This window comes from Collinsella sp. LCP21S3_A9 (assembly GCF_052118785.1).
Taxonomy (GTDB): domain Bacteria; phylum Actinomycetota; class Coriobacteriia; order Coriobacteriales; family Coriobacteriaceae; genus Collinsella.
In genome coordinates this window covers 17,392-38,658 of record NZ_JBQKGN010000003.1, presented here as the reverse complement: position 1 = coordinate 38,658, position 21,267 = coordinate 17,392, and the positions used below count along the sequence as shown (strand labels likewise).

The window sequence follows — 21,267 nt, the reverse complement described above, 5'->3', positions numbered from 1 at the left end:
TGTCGTGCCCCGGAAACAGGAGTTCAATATGATTCTGACTGTTACCATGAACCCGTCGATTGATACGCGCTATCAGCTCGATAAGCTGGTCATCGACGATGTTAACCGGGTGACGCCCGAAAAGACCGCTGGCGGCAAGGGCCTCAACGTGAGCCGTGTGCTGCTGCAGCTGGGCGACGACGTGCTCGCGACTGGCCTGCTTGGCGGTCACATGGGTGCCTATATGGCCGAGCTTATGGATGCCGACGGCGTCAAGAACGACTTTGTACCCATTGCCGGCGAGACGCGCATTTGCCTGAATATTCTGCACGAGGGTAATCAGACCGAGCTTTTGGAGAGCGGCCCGCAGATCGCCCCGGCCGAGCTCGAGGCCTTTACGGCCAAGTTCGCCGAGCTTGCAGCGAAGGCGGACGTTGTGACGCTTTCGGGCTCGCTGCCGCGCGGCATCGATGCCGGCTACTATGCCGAGCTCGTCAAGATCGCCGAAGAGGCGGGCGCCAAGGTGCTACTCGACACCTCGGGTGCATCGCTGGAGGCCGCGCTGGAGTCCGACGCTAAGCCCGAGCTCGTAAAGCCCAACCTGACCGAGATTAACGGCCTGCTGGGTACGTCCTTTACGACCGATGATGTCGATGCCCTGCGCGAGGCGCTTGCCGCCGATGGCCGCTTTGCTGGTATTCCCTGGGTCGTTGTCTCGATGGGCGCTGCCGGTTCGGTAGGATTCCATGAGGGCCGCGCGTTCCGCGCCAAGACGCCCGCGATTGCGGCTGTGAACGCGACGGGTTCCGGTGACTCGACCATCGCCGGTTTTGCGCATGCCATTGCTGCTGGCGCCGACGACGTCACGGTGCTCAAGACCGCCAATACCTGCGGCAAGCTCAACGCCATGGATCCCAAGACCGGCCACCTGATCATGGACCGCTGGGACGAGGTCTACAACAGCGTAGAGGTAACCGAACTTTAGAGTTACGGCGTACCGAACAAAACGAGAGTGGATAATCTCCCATTTTGGGCTCGCAAGCGGGCTTAGAGTGGGAGATTTTCCACTCTCATGAGAGGCAGCTAATTTGGGACGGGGCTATTTTGACTACTTCTAGATGCAAAGTAGTCAAAATAGCCCCGTCCCAAATTAGCTGCCCTTGCACCAAAAGCGGCGCCCGCCGGCGATATTGCCGGCAGGCGCCGTTGTCGTATAGGTGGCTATGTCGTGCGGGCTGCTGTTGAACGTTCGGACCCGTTCTCTACAGCGAGTCGATAAAGCGCTGCTGGGCGGCGCGACCGGCTTCGTCCCATTTAAAGACGCCGGCGTTGTCGAGCACGTGGCCAAACACCATGCCGACCTCCTCATGCAGGATGTCGATGGCGCTATCCGCCGTAAGCTCGTCGGCGCGGCGGGCAAAGACGTCCTCGGCCCATGCGGCGTGGCTGCGGCAAAGGTCGTCGCCCTCGAGCGCGCCGGCAAGGTCGTAACTGACATCGGCCTTGGCTGCCAGCAAGTGCTCGCGGACAGCGCCGAGCTCGGGAACCAAGCGCGGCGGCAAAATGGCCAGGCCCATGACCTCGATCAAGCCGATGTTCTCCTTCTTAATATGGTGGTACTCGGCATGCGGGTGAAATACGCCCAGCGGATGCTCGTCGGTTGTGATGTTGCAGCGAAGCGCCAGGTAGGCCTCGTAGATCTCGCCGCCGGCATTGCCGCGAGAGTCGACGCGGCGGATGACGGGCGTCACAGTGTTATGCGCCACGCCGTCGGCTGTGTGCGCGATGACGCCCACAGACTCATCGGTCCACTCGCGCCAGGCGAGGATAATCTTCTCGGCGGCGTCGAGCAGCTGGGCGCGGTCGTGCGAGCGCAGTCTCAGCACCGAAAGCGGCCACTGCAACACGGTGCCGCTGACCTGGTCAAAGCCGGGCACGTTAAACTGCGAGACCTCGGCGGCATGCATCATGGGGAACTCGTGCGCGCCGCCCTGGAAGTGGTCGTGCGACAGAATCGAGCCGCCCACGATGGGCAGGTCGGCGTTGGAGCCAATAAAGTAGTGCGGGAACAGGTCCACAAAATCGAGCAGGCAGGTCAGTCCCTTACGGTCGACGTGCATCGGGCGATGCTCGGCGCTCATAGCGATGCAGTGCTCGTTAAAGTACGCGTACGGGCTGTACTGGAAGCCCCAGCGCTCGCCGTCGAGCTGGATGGGGATAACGCGCAGGTTCTGGCGAGCGGGATGGGCGCCGCCGTCGGCTGCGGCGGAGCGTCCAGGGTAGCCCTCGTTCTCGATGCACAGTTGACAGGCGGGATACTTCTCGCCCGTGTTCTTTGCGGCGCCGGCCGCGGCAATGTCGCGCGGGTCCTTCTCGGGCTTCGACAGGTTAATGGTGATTTCCAGGTCGCCCCAGTTGGTGGGGGTGCTCCATTTGATATTGCGCGCGATGGCGGCGCGGCGCACGTAACCGGCGTCACAGCACAGACCATAGAACCAGTCGGTCGCGGCGCGGGGCTCGTTGACGCCCATGCGTCCGTTGAACTCCTCGTTTACAACCGAAGGCCTCGGCATGAGCGCGCCCATGATGCGCATGGCGATGCGGTCGCGGCCCGACGCCGTGTCCTCGGCAGCGCCGTTGGCAACGGCGTCCTCGGAAAGCGCGGCAAGCGTGCCCTCCAGGTCAAAATTGGGGAGCGTATCGGGGTGCAAGAGCGAGAGCTTCTCGTTCTGCATCGCCCAAGCCATGTCGAGCGCGGGACCCGTGGCGCCGATGCACTCGAGAATGGTGTTGTAGGCCCAGATGCGGTCATCCTGTCCGATCATGGATCGATGGATGGCATACTCAATCAGGCCCTGCGCGGCCTCGCGCACATCAGTCATTACAGCCATGCTGCGTAAGCCCCCTTGTCAGAAATTGCGTAGTGGCGGGCAGAGCCCTCGCCCAGCCAGCCGTTCATCTTGGTGATGAAGGTGCCGACCAGGTCGAGCGGCACGAAGGCCTGGATGGTGCCACCAAAGCCGCCACCGTGGATGCGGACGGCGCCGCGGCCGTCGAGCACATGCTCGGCCAGCGCCAAGGCATACATGGAAGGTTGCTCGGAGCCCAGTTTGGCGACGACATTCTGCAGGTACATGGCGGAGCTGGCACCGGACTCGCGCGTCAGGACCAGGAACTGGTCGATGTCGCCGGCGCTAAGGGCTGCCCAGCGCTTATCGACCAGGCCGTTCTCGTACCAGTAGTGAACGGCGCGCAGGCAGGCACGGTCGCCCAGCTTGGCGCGTAGCTCAGGGAGCTTGGCGTCAAAATCCGCCACGTTTACCTCGCACAGGCGCGTCTTGCCAAACTCGGCGGCGACGTCCTGCATCTCGCGCGGAACGGCGGCGTAGTCGTCGGTAGCTGCCACATGGTCGGCGCCAACCTTAACGAGCACGAGCGCATAGCCGTGATCCTCAAAGTTGAGTTCGAGCTTCTGGGTTTTAGGCTGAGCCTGGTCCTCAAAGTCCATGTAGGCAAGGCCGCCCAGGCACACGGCGGCCTGGTCCATAAGACCGCAGGGCTTGCCGTAATAGTTGTTCTCGGTGCGCTGGCTCATCTGGGCGAGCGCGACGGGCTCGATGGCGGGTGCGCCCCAGAGCGCCTCCATGGCACGACCGTACGCCGCCTCGACAGCAGCGGAGCTCGAAAGACCGCCGCCCGAGGGAACGGAGCAGGTGAAGGCGAAGTCGAAGCCCTGGGGCTCAACGCCCAGAGCGGCGATTTCGTGGGCCATACCGCGGACGAGGCTCGCGGACGTGCCCTTCTCGGACTCCTGAATATCCAGCGTGTCGAGCGTGATCTCAAAGGTAGGATAGCCCTCGTCGGCGACGCGGATCTTGTTGGAGTCGGTTGCCACGGCGATACCGTCAACGGCGACATCGAGCGAGCCGGCGATAACATGGCCGCCCTCGTGATCGGTGTGATTGCCGCTGATCTCAGAACGGCCGGGTGCGTGCACGTAGAGCACCTGGCGGTCGCCGATGGGGCCAAACTCCTCCTCAAACAGTCTGGTGAGCATGGTGAGTGTCTTTTCGTCGGGGGTGGTCATGGGAGTCCTTTCCTTGGCGCGCACGGGTGAGTTTTGCGTCGCTATGAGTACGTTAACAACTTGAAGCAGCATGAACCAAGTGTTCACGATGCCGCACGTTACGGGCTATGTTAACGTACTCATAACAGATCGCTTGTCACTTTTTGAGAATCCGGTAGTCGGTAGAATTACAGCCGTGAACGGTACCGCCGTATGGACTTATAAAGCAGAAGAGATGCAGATAGAAAAAGTAGAGTACGTTAACATGCGTCCGACGATAGCGGGCCTCGGCGCGGGGTGTATTTCTGCCCGGGCCGGCATGCACGCTATTCAGATCTCGCAAGGGTGAAGGTGATTCTGTGGCAAGGCACTCGTCCAACGATACAGGTACGCGTCCGGTCTCCATGGCCGACGTCGCCCGCGCTGCCGGTGTTTCGCAGCAGACGGTTTCGCGCGTCGCCAACGGCTTGCCCAACGTTAACGAGCAGACGCGCCAGCGCGTGCAGGCCGCTATGCAAGAGCTCGGTTTTCGTCCGAGTTATGCCGGCCGCTCGCTGCGCGACGGCCGTTACCATTCGGTCGGTCTGTGCGTCAACGATATCACCAAGTTTGGCAACCTCTCAATGATCGATGGCATCGCCAGCGCTGCTCGAGAGCATAATTGCGCCATCACGCTGGTCGAGATGTCCAAGACCGAGGAGTTTTCGCTTGCCGAGGCCACGCGTCGTATGGCTGCGCTGCCGGTGGACGGCATCATCATCGGCATGAGCCGCATGGCGCCCGATTTTGAGACGTTTGATCCGCTGCCGGGCATTGGCACGGTTATTGTTACCATGTACGCGCACCCGCGGGTGACCACGGTCGACTCCGACCATTACGGCTGCTCGCTCTTGCTTATGGATCATCTGTTTGAGCTGGGGCACGAGCAAATTCGCTATATTGGCGGCCCGTCGTTCTCGGTCGACGAGCAATTTCGTCGCGCCGGCTGGCAGGATGCGCTCGAGCACAAGCACATTAAGCCGCAGGCGCCGCTCGAGGGCGACTGGTCTGCCAACAGCGGCTACGAGGCCGGCAGGTACCTGGCCGAGCACGATCGCACCATGACGGCGATTTATGCGGCAAACGATCAGATGGCAAATGGCGCGATTGCCGCGCTGCGTGATAGCGGCCTGCGCGTGCCCGAGGACGTAAGCGTGGTGGGCGTCGACGATTCGCTCGACGACTTTGTCGCGCATAACGAGCTCACGACCGTTCGATTCGATTTACATCAGCGTGGACGCGAGGTGTTTGAGCACGCGGTTCCCGAGGCGGGTACGGCGGGCAAAACCGTTGCTATCCGTATTCCCGGCCAGCTCATTATTCGACATAGCACGGCGATGCCACGCTCATAGTTTGCGCAGGTAAACGACGATTTATCGTATTTCAATAACAATCGGTAAGGATGCCGGCAGATAACAGTTGGAATGCTGCCAAGTGCTATTATAGACAGGTTATTTTGTCTATCTAGGAGGCTTTGTCTGATGGAGATCACCAAGGATATCCGCTACATTGGCGTCGACGACCACGACATTGACTTGTTCGAGGGCCAGTACGATGTGTCCGAGAACGGTATGGCATACAACAGCTACGTTATCTTGGGCGATAAAATCGCTGTCGCCGATTCGGTCGACGGTGGTTTTGTCGACGAGTGGCTCGGCAACCTCGAGGCCGCGCTCGATGGCCGTACGCCCGACTACCTGGTCATCCATCATATGGAGCCTGATCACTCCGCCGGTATCGCCGCCTTTATGGAGCGCTATCCCCAGGCGCAGATTGTGGCCAGCATGGGTGCTTTCCGCATGATGGTCAACTACTTTGGCACCGACTTCCCCGAGCGCAAAATGGTTGTCAAAGAGGGCGATGTGCTCGACCTGGGCGGCCACAGCCTGACGTTTGTCGGTGCCCCCAATGTTCACTGGCCCGAGGTGCTCTTCTCCTATGAGGCCACCGACAAGGTGCTCTTTAGCGCCGACGGCTTTGGCAAGTTTGGCGCCAACGACATCGAGGATCCCGAGGGCTGGGCTTGCGAGGCTCGCCGCTACTACTTTGGCATCGTCGGTAAGTTCGGCAAGTTTGTGCAGGCCGTGCTCAAAAAGGCTGCCGATCTGGATATTCAGATCATCTGCCCGCTCCACGGTCCTGTCCTTACCGAGAATCTGGGCTATTACCTCGACACCTACAACACCTGGTCGAGCTATCAGCCCGAGGACGAGGGCATCACGATTGCCTATGCGAGTGTCTACGGCCATCTGAAGGCCGCTGTCGAGGAGCTCGCCGCAGCGCTCGAGGCTCGCGGCCAGAAGGTTTCCGTCTTTGACCTGGCTCGCGACGACATGGCCGAGGCCGTTGAGGATGCGTTCCGCTATGACCGCCTGGTGCTCGCCTCTATCACCTATCAGGGCGAGATCTTCCCGTTCATGAGCACCTTTATCCACACGCTTGCCGAGCATGCCTACCAGAACCGCACCGTGGCGCTCGTCGAGGCCGGTTCCTGGGCGCCCACCGCTGCCAAGGTTATGACCAAGGAGCTCGAGGGCATGAAGGACATCACCCTGGCGCAGAACAAGGTGACCGTGCTGGGATCGCTCAACGACACATCGCGCGCCCAGATCGAGGCCCTCGCCGACGAGCTTTCCAAGTAGCGATATTTCGCTTTTAACGGGCAAAACCACCACAAAGGGACAGGCCCTTTGTGGTGGTTTTTGTTTAAGCGCCGGCGATGATGAGGGCTGGACGTGCGCTGTCGGCGGCCTCGGCGATTGAGGTGGCGACGGCGGCGTCGGGGTCGCTGTCCATCACGATGATGTCGACGTCGGCAAGCTCGGCAAAACGGTACATGCCGCGTCCGTTGACCTTACTGGCGTCCATGAGGGCGACGCTTTGACGGGCGGCACCGACCATAGCCGCTTTGGTCTCGGCCATCTGCGGAAAGTCGGTCGTAAAGCCGCAGCCGGGAACAAAAGCGCCAGGACACATGACGGCAAGGTCGGCGTGGACCATTTGGAGCGCCTGCATGGTAAGTGGGCCGTACAGATAGCGATGACCTTTGCGCAGTGCCCCGCCCAGCATAACGACATCGACCGAGGGCATGCTCTCGTCGATATAATCGGCGATGGTAATGTCGGCCGTGATAACGGTGATGCCGTCGCGCTGATCGAGGAGCCGGACGAATTCGAGCGCCGTGGTGCCCGAGTCGACGAGCAGCGTGTCGCCGTCATTAACGAACTCGATGGCGCTTTGCGCGATGGCCTGCTTGGCGGCGACGTTGACATTGATGCGGCGATCCTGCGTGGAGACGGTCAGGCGTTTGTGGAGCGATACGGCACCACCATGTGTGCGACGCAGCTTGCCTGCTTCGGCGAGCGCGTCCAGGTCGGCGCGGGCGGTGACGGAGGACACGCCAAAGGTCTGGGCGATTTCTGCTACCTGCACCGAGGCGTTATGCTCGAGTATTTCCATAATGGCGGTACGGCGCTCGTCAGCAAAAGCACGGTTGGTAGCTTGGGCCATGTTTGCTCCATTCTCGGCTATATTTGCAGGAATTGTGTTGACTCTATTTTCGTTCATTTTCTTTTTGAGTAAGAAAACACCTTTCGATTACTTATCTTTTCTATAAAAGAAAGACGCTAAACGCTCAAAATTCAATATCGAACACGCCCACTCGGTTCCGATTCCTTCCGTTTACTTTTCAAAAACGATTGTATTGGCCTGCATGGACTCAATATCTCGCACGTGCAAAGCCGCTGAATTTCATACAATGAGCGCAGTAAAACGCAAGGTAAAACGCCTTGTGAACAACTACGCCCGATGTCCAGATGCGGGCGAGGGAGAGGAGCAAACGCTCATGGCACTTGTTACCACCGAAAAGATGCTCAAGGACGCTCAGGCCGGTCACTACGCCGTCGGCGCGTTCAACGTCGAGAACCTCGAGTTTGTTATGGCCGTTCTGGCCGCTGCCGAGGAGACTAAGTCCCCCGTCATCATGCAGACCACCCCGGGCACCATCAAGACCGCTGGTCTGGACTACTTCTACGGCATGGTGAAGGCCGCTGCCGAGCGCGCTTCCGTGCCCGTCGCTCTGCACCTCGATCACGGCGATGGCTATGACCGCTGCATGCAGGCTTTCCGCACGGGCTACACCTCCGTCATGATCGACGGCTCGCACGAGTCCTTCGAGGACAACATTGCCCTGACCAAGTCCGTCGCCGACGCTGGCCGCGCCATGGGCGTGCCCGTCGAGGCCGAGCTCGGCAAGGTTGGCGGCAAGGAGGACGACGGTCCCGCGGTTGAGGGCGAGAGCCCCTACACCGATCCTGCCGAGGCCAAGGAGTTCGTCGAGCGCACCGGCTGCACCTCGCTGGCCATTGGCGTTGGCACCAGCCACGGCGTGTACACGAGCGATCCGCACATCGAGCAGTCCGTGGTCAAGGCCATCCGCGACGCCGTCGACGTGCCGCTGGTTCTGCACGGCACTTCCGGTGTGCCCGATGAGCAGGTTGCCGAGGCTGTGAAGAACGGCATCTGCAAGGTTAACTACGCTACCGAGCTGCGTCAGGCCTACACCAAGGGCTTCATGGCCTACATGGCCGAGAACCCCGCCTGCTTCGATCCCAAGAAGCCGGCCAAGGAGGGCATGCGTGAGATCACCGAGCTGGTTAAGATCCGCATGACCAACCTCAACTCTGTGGGCAAAGCAGAGTAACAGCAAGGGTACTCCGATCCCACCGGGCCGTCTGGAAACGGAAAAGGGCCTATCTCTCAGAACGTCCTCGGACATGTCGGAAGCCCCGCTGCGCGCACGCGCTGCGGGGCTTCCTCCGTCTCGATGTCCACCAAAAGGTTGCGCACGGGGTGTGCTGCTAGGTCCCGTTCGTTGGCAGTATTATGCCGCGGCTGCTGCAAAGAAGCACTAAAGAAAGGCTTAATCAGGTTTGTTATAACAGTGAAACTGCAGGTCAAAGGTATCGAATAACACTCTTGAAAGGTTTTGAGCTTAAGGGCTTTCTAAGGTTTGCGGCTCGGATGTGGCGCGGACGTGCGGAGCGTGTGAATGATCGCTGTTAGCGCTGCGGTGCGGCGGCGCGTACCTGTTCGATGACCTTTTCCATGGTGGCGTCGATGCGGTCTTTCTTGAGCTCACATTCCCAGACGGTGATGGGCGTCCAGCCCATTTGGGTAAGCGCATCGATGGCGGCTCGGTCGCGCTCGACGTTGCGGCGAAACTTTGCCTCCCAAAACTCAACATTGCGCTTGGGCTGGCTCGGATTGCACTTAGGGCAGCGATGCCAAAAGCAGCCGTTGACGAAAATGGCGATCTTGCGCCCGGGAAAGGCGATGTCGGGCTTGCCGGGTACCTTCCATTCCAGACGGTATCCCGTAAGGCCCGCTGCCCGCAGGCGCTGGCGAACGAGCAGCTCGGGTTTGGTGTTGGCGCGCTTGTTGCCCTTCATGGACTTTTTTATAGCGGCGCGACGGCGCACCAGTTCGCGCTCGTCAGCGGAGAGGTCCGAGGTATCGATGCCGTCGAGCAGACCTGGCTTGGGACGCTTTTTGCTGCGGCGCTTAGGTGCGCGCTTGGGCTTGGTGGCGGGTTTGTCGGCCGTGTTGGGCGTGGCGTCATCGGCGGCGCCGTTGGCCTCAAGCCGATCTTCCTTCAACTCAATCAGAGCATCGATAAGCCCTTTGTCGGCGGGCATCCACTCAACGGTGGCAAGCGAGGTGCGCGGAATCCAGCGGATATCGAGCTGGCGGTCGTGCTTCTGGGGCTCATCGGAGTCATCGGCGAGCGAGCAGTAGTAGCACTCCATGGAGAGATGAAAATCGGGGTAGTCGTACTCAACGGTATAGAAATCGCGCAGGTTGGTGACTTTTACCTGCAGCTCTTCCATGAGCTCGCGGCGTACGGCGTCCTCGGGCGTCTCGCCGCGCATGAGCTTGCCACCGGGGAACTCCCAAAGTCCCTGCATGTCGCCGTAGCCGCGCTGCACGGCAAGCAGCTCATCGGATCCTTCCTTGCGAATGATCCCAGCGGCAACATGAACAGTCTTCAACAGGAGTCCTCTCTCAACATCGACACATGACAAGGCAGCTCATTTGGGTAGTCTTTTTGGGACGGGGCTTTTTTAGCTGCCCTATGTCAAATGCGGCCTCATGCTTCGAAGGCTACGGATAGGGTAGCTAAAAAGCCCCGTCCCAAAAAGACTACCCCTACCTTACGCAACGGTAAGGCAAGCGTAAGCGATATCGATGGTAGCCGACTCGGCTTCTTGCGACTATAGATGCCGTAGACTAATCGCAAGAAAGGACTCGGTATGCAAACCACGCACATGGCGACCCCGGTACTGGAAGTCGTGCATCTCGAAAAGGTATACGGAGCGCTGGGCAACGTGACCCGCGCGCTCAACGACGTCAGCTTTACCGTCAACCGCGGCGAATTCGTTGGCATCATGGGCGCTTCGGGCTCGGGTAAGTCGACGTTGCTCAACTGCGTGTCGACCATCGATAGTGCCACAAGCGGCGCGATCCGCATCAACGGCCAGGACGTGACGCGCATGAAGCAGGCTAAGCTTTCGCAGTTCCGCCGCGAGGAGCTTGGTTTTATCTTCCAGGACTCCAACCTGCTCGATACGCTCACGGCACGCGAGAACATCGCCCTGCCGCTCACCATCGCCCGCACAAACTCGGCAGAGATCTCGACCCGCGTGCAGGATGTGGCAGCGCGCCTGTCCATCAGTCAGGTGCTCGACAAGTATCCCTACCAGATGTCCGGCGGTCAGCAGCAGCGCGTTGCCGCGGCTCGCGCGCTCGTCACCGACCCCACCATGATCATGGCCGACGAGCCCACCGGCGCCCTCGATTCCAAGAGCGCTCGCCTGCTGCTCGAGAGCCTGGAGGCCCTTAACCGCCGCCTGCGCGCCACCGTGCTCATGGTCACGCACGACAGCTTTGCCGCCAGCTACACGAGCCGTGTGCTGTTTATTCGCGACGGCAAGATCTTCACCGAGCTGCGCCGCGGAGACACCGGCCGCCGCGAGTTCTTCGACCGCATTATGGAGGTCGTTGCCATGATGGGCGGTGAGGGCTCCGATGCTCTGTAAACTCGCTTGGGGCAACGTCCGCCGCGCCGGCCGCGACTACCTCGTCTACCTTTTGACGCTCACCCTGGGCGTCACGGTCTTCTATGCCTTTAATACCATCTCGATGCAGGTCGACATCGCCGGAATCGATGAAGAGGGCTTGGCGCAGGTTATGGGCAGCATGCTCGGCTACCTGACGTACTTTTTGGCCGGTGTCATGGCCTTTTTGATGGTGTATGCCAATAACTTCATCATGAAACGCCGCAAGAAGGAGTTTGGCCTGTACCAGGTGCTCGGTATGGGGCGCGGGCGCGTCGCCACGATCATGGCGCTCGAGACCGTGATAGTATCGGTTGTGGCCTTTGTCGCCGGCATTGTGCTGGGTGTGGGACTCTCCCAGCTCATGACGTTCTTTACGGCCTCGCTCTTTAAGACACAGATCGCCAATTTCCACTTCTTTTTCTCGGTGCATGCGTTCAACCTGACCCTTGCCTGCATGCTCGTAATGTTTGTGCTCACGCTACTGCTGAACCTTCGCGCCGTGCGTCGTACCAAACTCATCGAGCTTATGGGTGCCGAGCGTCGCAACGAGAGCATCAAGACACGCAACCCCTGGATCGCGATTGCCATCTTTGCCGTGGGCGTGGTGCTTGTGGGCGTGGCCTATTACCGTCTGCTACGTGATGGGTTCCCGCTAACCGCGACGGACAGCAAGCTGCAAGAGGCCATGAACCAGTTTGGCATTACGACCGCTATGGTTACCGTGGGTACCTTTGCCCTGTTTTGGGGACTCTCGGGCATGCTTATCAAGCTGCTGCAGAGCCTGCGCGGCGTGTATTGGCGCGGCCTCAACATGTTTATCGTGCGCCAGCTTGCGGCCAAGGTCAACACGGTGTGCTTTTCGATGGGCGTCATCGCGATGCTCCTGTTTTTGGCCATCACCTCGGTGACGTGCGGTATGTCGATTGCCAACGTGATGAACGAAAACCTGGAGCGCTATAACCCTGTTGATGTGTCTCAGACGTATGTCTATTACACGCCCGATACTCTCGACTACTACAAAGAGTACGTCAATCCGTCTGATGAAGCCGATCGCATGGTGCTGGCCGATACAACGGTCGATTTGTACCCCGCATGGCACGGCAAGGGCGAGTCGGCGGACAACAACGACGAGACCGGCAAGAAGGTCGATATCGCCGATGTTGCCGGTGAGCATGTACAGATCGATTCGTATCTGAGTTACCCGGTTGGCGGCTCGAATCCTTCGGTGACCCCAAGTGAGATGTGCAAGACCATGGGCGAAAAGCTTCCCAAGGCGTTCGGGGGTAGCAATGCCGATACGATGGGTCTGTTTGTGACGCCGGCGAGCCAGTACAACAAACTGCGCCAGATGATGGGCGAGGAGCCGGTGAGCATTGGCCGCGACCAATATCTGCTCACGTGTGATATGGGCGGCGAGCTGGTCGACCTGTACACCAAGTATATGGCTGGCGGCCATGCCCTTACCTTGGGCGGGCATACGCTCAAACCCGCAACCGATAAGTCGGACGAAGATACGGCGGCCATCGCCAACTCGGCGATGGGCAGTAATCCGGGTACCGTCGTCGTTGCCGACGAACTGTTGTCCCAACTTAATCTGCAGCCGTATTCCAGTAGCCTGCTCGTTAACTACAAACAGGGGATGGATACGACCGAGGCAGACGAGAGCATTAAATACACTCTGCTCGACAATCTGCTCGTTGACGGCAAGGAGCCGGGGTTTTGGGGAACCTTCATCACACGCTCCGAGATGTACACGCAGGCAGCGCAAATGAACGGTCTTATTAGCTACCTAGCCATCTACATCGGCTTTGTATTGGTCGTTGCATGCGCGGCGATTCTGTCGATCCAGCAACTCTCCAACGTGGCCGACGGCAGCCGCAGCTATCGTGTGCTGGCACAGATCGGCTGCGACGACCGCCAGATTCGCCATTCGGTGATGGCGCAGCAGGCGGTATTCTTCCTGTTCCCGCTGGCAGTGGGCCTGGCGCACTCCTTTGTGGCACTTAAGGTGATCATCGAGCTGGTGAGTATATTCGGAAATATGAGCATCGGCGGCACCGTGGGCCTCACTTGCGCGATCTTCCTGGCAGCGTACGGTGGCTACTTCCTGGTGACCTACCTCATGAGCACCGGAATGGTGCGAGCTGCCATAGCCACCCGCTACAGCGAGTAACCTTCTAGTCCAGAACCACCACAAAGGGGACAGGCACCTTTGTGGTGGTTTTTACGTCTATCTCAATCTGTAACATATGGCTGGCAAAATCGCCTCTATCTGTTATAGATTGAGATTGTTTGTCCCGAGCCATACGGTTTGTCTCGATCTGTAACAACAAGACGGGGATTCGGCCCCTAGATGTTACAGATCGAGACAGCGATCGTTCGATTTGGAGGAAGCCTTATGCGCACGATTACCGAGTCCGAGTCCACCCCCAAGGCCGACGGCTTCTTTATGCCCGCTGAGTTCGCTCCGCAGGATCGCGTGTGGATGGGTTGGCCCCATCGCACCGACACTTGGGCCCATGGTGCCAAGCCGGCTCAGAAGCAGTATGCCGCCATCGCCCGCGCCATTGCCGAGTTCACCCCGGTTACCATATGCGCCAACCAGGCCGACTACGCCAACTGCAAGGCCGTCTTTGAGGAAGACGAGAACGTCACCGTTATCGAGATGACCACCGACGACGCTTGGTTCCGTGACACCGCTGCCACGTTTGTTATCAACGGCAAGGGCGATAAACGCGCCAACCACTGGCACTTCAACGCTTATGGCGGTCTTGTCGACGGCCTGTACTTCCCGTGGGACAAGGACGAGCAGATCGCCCTTAAGATGGCTGAGCTTTCCGGCTGTCGTCGTTATCGTCCCGATGACATGATTCTCGAGGGCGGTTCCATCACCGTCGACGGCGAAGGCACCGTGGTTGTGACCGACCAGTGCCTGCTTTCCCCGGGCCGCACCTGCTCTGCGGTTCTGGAGGAGGAAGAGGACCCCGAGTCCATCTGGCCCAAGTTCAAGAGGAAGTTCGAGCCCTGGAGCGAGGAACTTCGCGCCTATATGGACGAGCACCTCAAGGATTACCTGGGTGTCGAGAAGGTCATCTGGGTCAAGGAGGGCATCGATCCCGAGGAGACCAACGGCCACATCGATGACGTCGCCACGTTCATCGCTCCGGGCGTCATGGCCTGCATCTGGACTGACGATCCCGAGTATCCGTTCTACGAGCAGTGCCACGCCGTCTACGAGACCCTCTCCAACGCCGTTGACGCCAAGGGTCGCAAGATGAAGGTCTACAAGCTCTGCATGCCCGTGAACCCACTGTTCATGGATCGGGCTTCCTGCGACACCATCGACGCCGACGAGAACGCCGAGCCGCGCGTCCCCGACGAGCCGCTGATCGCCTCCTACATGAACTACCTCGTGACCAACCACGGCGTCATCGTCCCGCAGTACGGCGACGAGAACGACCAGCTGGCCGTCGACACGCTCCAGAAAATCTACGACGAGGTCTGGGGCGAGGGCGTCTACAAGTGCGTCGGCGTCCAGTCCGACCAGGTCGTCTACGGTGGCGGAAACATCCACTGCATTACTCAGCAGGAACCCTCGGCGTAATTGTCTGTCTTCCCGAGGCACCCCATCTCGCCGCTCAAACCGTCGCTTGCGTACCAAAGCACGCTTCGCTCCTCTTTCGCGGCGACCTGGGGCACCTCGAAAACCCAGCCGGTCAAGCGGACCGACGTAGCTAGTTATCGCATTAGTCATTGGCGCCAACCCTGGCAACGATGCAGGTCGAAAAACGTCAGCGAAAACCCGCCAGAGCGAGCAAGGTGCCTTGAAGCGAGGCGGCATTGACCTTTTGGTCATGCCGTCGAAGCTGAAAGGCAGATTGCCGTTCTGGCGGGTTTGCAGCGTCGAGTAGTTACGCGGTTTGGTAAAACCGCGTAACTAAACCCGTTCTGCGATCTCGTGGATGAGGTAGTCGGTCTTTTCCCAGCCCAGGCACGGGTCGGTGATGGACTTGCCAAAGACGCCGCCGTCGACAGACTGGTTGCCGTCCTCCAGGTAGGATTCGATCATAAAGCCCTTGACCAGCTTGGAGATGGACTCGTTGCGGCGGCAGCTGTCGAGCACCTCCTTGCAGATGCGGTGCTGCTCCAGCGGGCGCTTGCCCGAGTTGTCGTGGTTGCAGTCGATGATCGCCGCCGGGTTGGCGTAGCCGGCATGCTCGGTATAGCGCTCAGCCAGACGCTCCAGATGCTCGTAGTGGTAATTGGGGTAGGTACGACCGTCGAGACCAATGTAGCCACGCATGACGGCGTGCGCGAGCGGATTGCCGTCGCACTCGACCTCCCAGTTGCGGAAGATGAAGCTTTGATGTGCCTGGGCGGCGTAGATGGAGTTGAGCATAACGGTGGTGGAACCGGCGGTGGGGTTCTTCATGCCCACAGGCACCGAAATGCCGCTCGACACCAGACGATGCTCCTGGTTCTCGACCGAGCGCGCACCCACGGCGACGTAGCTCAGCAGGTCGACGAGGTACTGGTAGTTGGACGGGTAGAGCATCTCATCGGCGGTAAAGAAACCGGTCTCCTCGATGACGCGCAGGTGCATATGGCGGATGGCTTTAACGCCCTCGAGCAGGTCGTCGGGAGCCTCGGGGTCGGGGTTGTGCAGCAGGCCCTTGTAGCCAGTGCCCTTGGTGCGCGGCTTGTTGGTGTAGACGCGCGGAATGATGATGAGTTTGTCCTTGACCTCTTCGGCGACCTTGGCCAGTCGGCTCATGTACTCAAGCACCGAGTCCTCGCGGTCGGCAGAGCACGGGCCGATGATGAGCACCTTGCGCGCGTCCTCGCCGGTAAAGACCTTGGCGACCTCGGCGTCGAATGCCTGTTTTTTGGCGGTAAGATCGGCGGAAAGCGGCATTTCCTCGCGGATTTCCATGGGGATCGGCAACCTGCGCTTGAATTCCATGGCCATACGGGGCCTCCTCAATCAAATAAGACAAAGTGTGCATTGTCGAATGCTCGGCATTATCCGCTGTCGCACGCTAAAGTGCAAGCCCTCGTTACCCCAAAACCTGCCAAAAAGGGACAGGTTTATTTTGGCAGGTTTTATCTGGATAAACGTTGGCTGGCCCTGGAATGGAATGATGCCACGCGGCTTGGAAGAGGCCGTCGATTTGGTCCCAGGGGAGGCGGTTTGAGGGTCGCAGAACAAAAAACGGGAGCGCAGGTTGTCCTGCGCCCCCCGTTCTCGGGTGTTATTCGTTCCCTGCGGCAGAATTTACGCCGCTTCGTCGAACTGCGAGTTGTACAGGTCGGCGTAGAAGCCGCCCTGGGCGAGCAGCTCGTCGTGCGTGCCCTTCTCGACGATGTCGCCGTCGCGAATTACCAAGATCACGTCGGCGTTGCGGATCGTGGACAGGCGGTGTGCGATAACAAAGCTGGTGCGGCCCTGCATCAGCGCATCCGTGGCGCGCTGAATAAGCTCCTCGGTGCGGGTATCGACGTTGGATGTCGCCTCGTCCAAAATCAGCGCCGGGCGGTCGGCCAAAATGGCGCGGGCAATGGTCACGAGCTGGCGTTGGCCCTGCGAAAGGTTGGTGCCTTCCTCGTTGATCATAAAGTTGTAACCGCCGGCGAGCGTATGGATAAAGTGGTCGCAGCGTGCAGCGCGTGCAGCGGCCTCGACCTCGGCATCGCTTGCATCGGGGCGTCCGTAGCGGATGTTCTCGCGGATGGTGCCGTTAAACAGCCACGTATCCTGCAGCACCATGGCAAACTCGCCGCGCAGTGCCGCGCGGTCCCAATCGCGTACGTCGACGCCATCGACGCGCAGCGAGCCGCCGTCCACGTCGTAGAAGCGCTGTAGCAGCTTAATGAGCGTGGTCTTGCCCGCGCCGGTGGGACCGACGATGGCGATGGTCTGGCCGGGCTGTGCCTCGCAGCTAAAGTTGTGGATGATGGTCTTGTCGGGCGTGTAACCAAACTTGACGTGGTCAAACTCCACATGGCCAGGGCGCTTTTCGGGAATCTGCGCGTCGGCCTTCTGCTCCTCCTCGGGCGCGGCCAGGAACTCAAAGACGCGCTCGGTGGCAGCGGCCATAGACTGCATCGTGTTGCTCACGTTGCCCAGCTGCTGCACGGGTTGCGTAAAGTTGCGAACGTACTGGATAAAGCTCTGGATGTCGCCGGGCGTGGCATTGCCGGTCAGCGCGAGCTGTGCGCCCACCACGACCACGCCCACGTAGCCCATGTTGCCCACCAAGCTCATAAGCGGCATCATCAGGCCCGACAGGAACTGCGAGCGCCAGCCACTAATAAAGAGGCGGTCGTTTTGACGGTCGAACTCTTCGATTGAGGCCTCGGCGCGGTCGAACACCTGAATGACGTTCTGGCCGGCAAAGTCCTCCTCGATAATGCCGTTGACGGTGCCCAGGACCTGCTGCTGCTCGCGGAAGTACGGCTGCGAGAAATGAATCATCACGGTCAGGATAATCGCGGCGGCTGGCAGTGTGAGCACGGTGACGCCGGTAAGCGGCAGGCTGATCGACAGCATCATGACGAGCACGCCGATAATCTGCGTCACCGACGTGATGAGCTGCGTCACGCTCTGGTTGAGCGACTGACCCAGCGTATCGACGTCGTTGGTGATGCGGCTGAGCACATCGCCCTTGCTGTGTCCGTTAAAGTAGCTCATCGGCACGACAGCGATCTTGGCGGCGATCTCCTTGCGCATGCGGTAGCAAATCTTTTGCGTGACGCCGGTCATGAGCCAGCCCTGGATGAGGCTGCAAACAGAGCTTGCCAGATACAGGCAGAGCAAAAAGCCGAGCGTCTTGGCGATCCAGGCAAAGTCGACATCGCCGGTACCGTTGACCTTGGCGACCAGGCCTTCGAACAGCTTGGTCGTAACCTGGCCGAGCACCTTGGGTCCCACAATGTTAAAGACGACCGAGCACACGGCAAAGGCGACGGCGGCAAGCACGGCAACCTTGTGTTGACCGATATAGCCGAGCAACTGCCGCATGGCGCCCTTAAAGTCCTTGGCCTTCTCGCCGCGGCCCATGCCACCCATGCGGCCCATGGGACCGCGCTGGCGGGTGGGCTTGGGAATCTGAGTCTTGGTCTCGTCTGCCATTAGTGCTCGCCTCCCTCCATAACGGCTGCAATTTCTTCTTGAGTGAGCCCCAGCTCCTCGGCGGAAAGCTGCGACTGTGCGATCTCCAGGTACGCCGGGCAGATGTGCAGCAGCTCCTCGTGCGTACCAGTGCCCACCACGTGACCGTCGTCGAGCACGATGATCTGGTCGGCGTGCATGATGGTCGCGATGCGCTGGGCTACGACAACGAGCGCGGCGTCGGTAACGTTTTTGGCAAGCTCTTCGCGCAGGCGCGCGTCGGTCTTGTAGTCGAGGGCGCTAAACGAGTCATCGAACACCAGGACCTCGGGCTTTTTTGCCAACGCGCGGGCGATGGCCAGACGCTGGCGCTGACCGCCCGAGACATTGGAGCCGCCCTGGCTGATGGGGGAGTCGTAGCCGCCCTCGCGCTCGGCGATAAAGTCCTCGGCTTGGGCGATGCGCGCGGCCTCGTGCATGTTCTCGTCGCTTACCATGTCGCCGGCAAACTTAAGGTTGCTCTCCACGGTGCCCGAGAACAGACGTCCCTGCTGCGGGATGTAACCAATGCGGCGGCGAAGCTCGGAAAGGGTCATATCGCGCACGTCGATGCCGTCGAGTGAAATGCTGCCGCCCGTGACGTCGTATAAGCGCGGAATCAGCTGTACGAGCGTGGACTTGCCCGAGCCCGTGGAACCAATGATGCCGAGCATCTGACCGGCATGCGTGGTGAAGTTCACGCCGCTAAGGACGTCGGCGCGGGCATCGGGATACTGGAAGCTCACGTCGCGGAAGGTGAGCTCACCGCGCGGTGCGCTGGCCGCGGGCAGTTTGGGCGAGGCGGGGTCGTTGATGCTCGTGGGGCAGGTGATGACCTCTTCCACGCGCTCGGCTGCGACCTCGGCGCGGGGCAGGATGACCGAAACCATGGTGAGGATCATAAACGCCATGACGATCTGCATGGTGTAGGAGATAAACGCCATCATGTTGCCGACCTGCATCACGCCATCGGACACGCCCTGCGCGCCAAACCAGACGATAAGCACGGTGATGCAGTTCATGACGAGCATCATGAGCGGCATCATAAAGCTCATGGCACGATTGGTGTAGAGCTGCGTGGTCATTAGGTCGAGCGAAGCCTTGTCAAAACGCTCGAGCTCATGCTCCTCGCGGTTGAACGAGCGGATGGGCATAAGGCCGTCGAGCAGCTCGCGGGCGGTGAGGTTCACGCGGTCCACAAAGCTCTGCATCTTTTTGAACTTGGGCATGGTGAGGCCCATAAGCACGCCGACGACGGCCGAGACCGCGATGATGGCCACAGCGATGGTCCATTCCAGGCCGGTGTGGTTGGCCAGGACGCGCATGACGGCGACGATGCCCATGACGGGGGCCATCAGGCACATGCGGATAAACAGGGTTGCGGCCATCTGAATCTGCTGAATGTCGTTGGTGCAGCGGGTGATGAGCGAGGCCTGGCTAAACTTACCCACCTCGGCCGGCGAGAAGTGCATAACCTTGTTGAAGGTCTCGCGGCGCAGGTCGCGTGCGATGGAACAGGCGGTGCGCGAGGCCACGGCGCCGGTCAGGATGGTGGCGATGAGCGAGATCAGGCACAGACCAAACATCGTGGTTGCCATGCGGCCCAGATAGGCGTTCTGCACGTCGGCGGGGTCGATGCCCTGCGCCTTGTACTCGTCTTGTACATAGCTCACGGCGCGTTGGGTCACGATGGAACCCGACATGGAGCCCATTTTGTCCGCCATATCGTTGGCGCCCTCGACGAGCTTGCCCTGGTCGATTAGGCCGCCTTCAACGCCTAGGCGCAGGCTCTTCATGGTGATCTTACCGCCGTCGGTATCAATCTGCTTTTGCATGTTCTGCGCTGCCGCGGCCTTCTGCTGCATCTCGGCGAGCTGCTCGGGCGTCATTGCCGCCATCTGCTCGGGGGTGGGCATGGCCTGGGCGGCGTTGTTGTTATTCTCGCTGGACGAACCCATCATGTCATCCATGGAGTTGGCGTCAATGCCCTGGTTGAACGAAAGGACGACGGTCTCGGGCAGGCTCACGATGTCGGCAATCTTGCCGCCGTCGGCGCGCTCCTCCTCGGTGCCCTTGTACGTTCGAATGCCGTTATTATCCGCCTTGCTAAACACGGCCTCCACAGCTTTGGCGTCCTTATCGCTCATAAAGAGTTCGAGGTCGTCGAGCGATTCGGTGCGAATGGTGTCAGGTACGGGCGAGGCGATACCGCCTTGCTGCACGCCCACGTCGACGATGTCGCTCATATACGTAGGCAGCGCTAGATCGGCGTTGCAGCTGATTACGATAAGTACGATAGCTGCGAACAGTGCCAGGACATGCTTTTTAAAGAGCTTGAGAATCCTCACTCGGCATCTCTCCTTTCTTGATTGCGGTCGATAATTTCGTTGGCACGCCTAAGAAGGCGCACCATCTCTTGGGTATCTGTTTCGCCGAGCTGCTCGAGGAAGGCCGCGGTGCGGTCCTCGAATTCCCGATGCTTGATTTCGAGATCATGGAATCCCTTGTCGGTCACCGTGACGTGTACGCGACGACGGTCGGTCTTTGAGTGCTCGCGCTCGACCCAGCCTTTGGCTTCGAGAGCGCGCAGGATATTGGCGATGCGGGCGCTCGAGACCCAGGCACGATCGGCGAGTTCGCTTGGCGTGAGCGAACCGCCAGCGAGCATGAGGGCGCGCATGACGGCCATCTCACCACTGAGGGCTTTGTCCGCAAAGCGCGAAATGCGCTGATGCATACTGCCGAACTCGGTAAGGAGCTGACGCCCAAGTTCACGGAAATCGGTATCTTTCACCGAAAACCCCTAACACTAGAAACTATTTTCGGTGAAAAATAATACCCCCACTCAACCATCCTATTCGGTAGATTTCTGGACATGTCCCAAAAATCTACTTGGCCACTAGGCAATATAAAGA

Annotated in this window: 15 protein-coding genes; 7 read left to right on the top strand and 8 right to left on the bottom strand. The window is 59.9% G+C overall.

The annotated features are described in order from the left end of the window. The first annotated feature begins 28 nt into the window (after window positions 1-28). Window positions 29-964 (top strand): hexose kinase, encoded by a 936-nt coding sequence (locus tag ACTQ05_RS01740; protein ID WP_441063002.1) that lies wholly within the window; start codon window positions 29-31, stop codon window positions 962-964. A gap of 277 nt (window positions 965-1,241) precedes the next feature. Here ACTQ05_RS01740 and ACTQ05_RS01735 read toward each other — a convergent pair whose 3' ends face one another. After that, the gene (locus tag ACTQ05_RS01735) at window positions 1,242-2,870 is read right to left on the bottom strand and encodes a UDP-glucose--hexose-1-phosphate uridylyltransferase (protein WP_441063003.1); all 1,629 of its coding nucleotides are present in this window, start codon (window positions 2,868-2,870) and stop codon (window positions 1,242-1,244) included. Next, the gene (locus ACTQ05_RS01730) at window positions 2,861-4,066 is read right to left on the bottom strand and encodes a galactokinase (RefSeq protein ID WP_441063004.1); all 1,206 of its coding nucleotides are present in this window, start codon (window positions 4,064-4,066) and stop codon (window positions 2,861-2,863) included. Before ACTQ05_RS01730 ends, ACTQ05_RS01735 begins: the two co-directional genes overlap by 10 nt. A gap of 383 nt (window positions 4,067-4,449) precedes the next feature. Here ACTQ05_RS01730 and ACTQ05_RS01725 point away from each other — a divergent pair, with 383 nt between their 5' ends. Then, window positions 4,450-5,436: a LacI family DNA-binding transcriptional regulator gene (locus tag ACTQ05_RS01725; protein WP_154515200.1), complete on the top strand. Its 987-nt coding sequence runs from the start codon at window positions 4,450-4,452 to the stop codon at window positions 5,434-5,436. A 129-nt stretch (window positions 5,437-5,565) separates the two neighbouring features. After that, window positions 5,566-6,726, top strand: coding sequence for an FprA family A-type flavoprotein (locus ACTQ05_RS01720; protein WP_441063005.1), 1,161 nt, complete (start codon window positions 5,566-5,568; stop codon window positions 6,724-6,726). A gap of 64 nt (window positions 6,727-6,790) precedes the next feature. On the opposite strand, the gene ACTQ05_RS01715 is transcribed toward ACTQ05_RS01720, so the two are convergent. Continuing rightward, window positions 6,791-7,594, bottom strand: a complete 804-nt coding sequence (locus ACTQ05_RS01715) for a DeoR/GlpR family DNA-binding transcription regulator (protein ID WP_441063006.1) — start codon at window positions 7,592-7,594, stop codon at window positions 6,791-6,793. Between the two features lie 334 nt (window positions 7,595-7,928). On the opposite strand from ACTQ05_RS01715, the gene ACTQ05_RS01710 reads away from it, so the two are divergent. Then, the gene (locus tag ACTQ05_RS01710) at window positions 7,929-8,786 is read left to right on the top strand and encodes a class II fructose-bisphosphate aldolase (RefSeq protein WP_022095149.1); all 858 of its coding nucleotides are present in this window, start codon (window positions 7,929-7,931) and stop codon (window positions 8,784-8,786) included. A 358-nt stretch (window positions 8,787-9,144) separates the two neighbouring features. Here ACTQ05_RS01710 and vsr read toward each other — a convergent pair whose 3' ends face one another. Next, on the bottom strand, window positions 9,145-10,134 hold the full coding sequence (vsr, locus tag ACTQ05_RS01705; protein ID WP_441537814.1) for a DNA mismatch endonuclease Vsr: 990 nt from the start codon (window positions 10,132-10,134) through the stop codon (window positions 9,145-9,147). Window positions 10,135-10,395: 261 nt separating this feature from the next. Between vsr and ACTQ05_RS01700 the strand changes: the two genes are divergently transcribed. The 3 genes from ACTQ05_RS01700 (at window position 10,396) to ACTQ05_RS01690 (ending at window position 14,806) form a co-directional block, all read left to right on the top strand. Then, window positions 10,396-11,181: an ABC transporter ATP-binding protein gene (locus ACTQ05_RS01700; RefSeq protein ID WP_441063008.1), complete on the top strand. Its 786-nt coding sequence runs from the start codon at window positions 10,396-10,398 to the stop codon at window positions 11,179-11,181. Beyond that, a complete protein-coding gene (locus tag ACTQ05_RS01695) occupies window positions 11,171-13,375 on the top strand; it encodes an FtsX-like permease family protein (protein WP_441063009.1) in 2,205 nt (734 codons plus the stop codon). Before ACTQ05_RS01700 ends, ACTQ05_RS01695 begins: the two co-directional genes overlap by 11 nt. Window positions 13,376-13,600: 225 nt before the next feature. After that, window positions 13,601-14,806, top strand: coding sequence for an agmatine deiminase family protein (locus ACTQ05_RS01690; RefSeq protein ID WP_441537813.1), 1,206 nt, complete (start codon window positions 13,601-13,603; stop codon window positions 14,804-14,806). Between the two features lie 333 nt (window positions 14,807-15,139). On the opposite strand, the gene ACTQ05_RS01685 is transcribed toward ACTQ05_RS01690, so the two are convergent. The 4 genes from ACTQ05_RS01685 to ACTQ05_RS01670 form a co-directional block, all read right to left on the bottom strand. Then, window positions 15,140-16,171 (bottom strand): 3-deoxy-7-phosphoheptulonate synthase, encoded by a 1,032-nt coding sequence (locus tag ACTQ05_RS01685; RefSeq protein WP_154514938.1) that lies wholly within the window; start codon window positions 16,169-16,171, stop codon window positions 15,140-15,142. Between the two features lie 306 nt (window positions 16,172-16,477). Beyond that, window positions 16,478-18,334, bottom strand: coding sequence for an ABC transporter ATP-binding protein (locus ACTQ05_RS01680; RefSeq protein ID WP_427718168.1), 1,857 nt, complete (start codon window positions 18,332-18,334; stop codon window positions 16,478-16,480). Next, a complete protein-coding gene (locus ACTQ05_RS01675) occupies window positions 18,334-20,700 on the bottom strand; it encodes an ABC transporter ATP-binding protein (protein ID WP_441063010.1) in 2,367 nt (788 codons plus the stop codon). The genes ACTQ05_RS01680 and ACTQ05_RS01675 overlap by 1 nt, the downstream gene beginning before the upstream one ends. Beyond that, window positions 20,697-21,146: a MarR family winged helix-turn-helix transcriptional regulator gene (locus ACTQ05_RS01670; protein ID WP_154514934.1), complete on the bottom strand. Its 450-nt coding sequence runs from the start codon at window positions 21,144-21,146 to the stop codon at window positions 20,697-20,699. Before ACTQ05_RS01670 ends, ACTQ05_RS01675 begins: the two co-directional genes overlap by 4 nt. Between the last annotated feature and the right edge of the window lie 121 nt (window positions 21,147-21,267).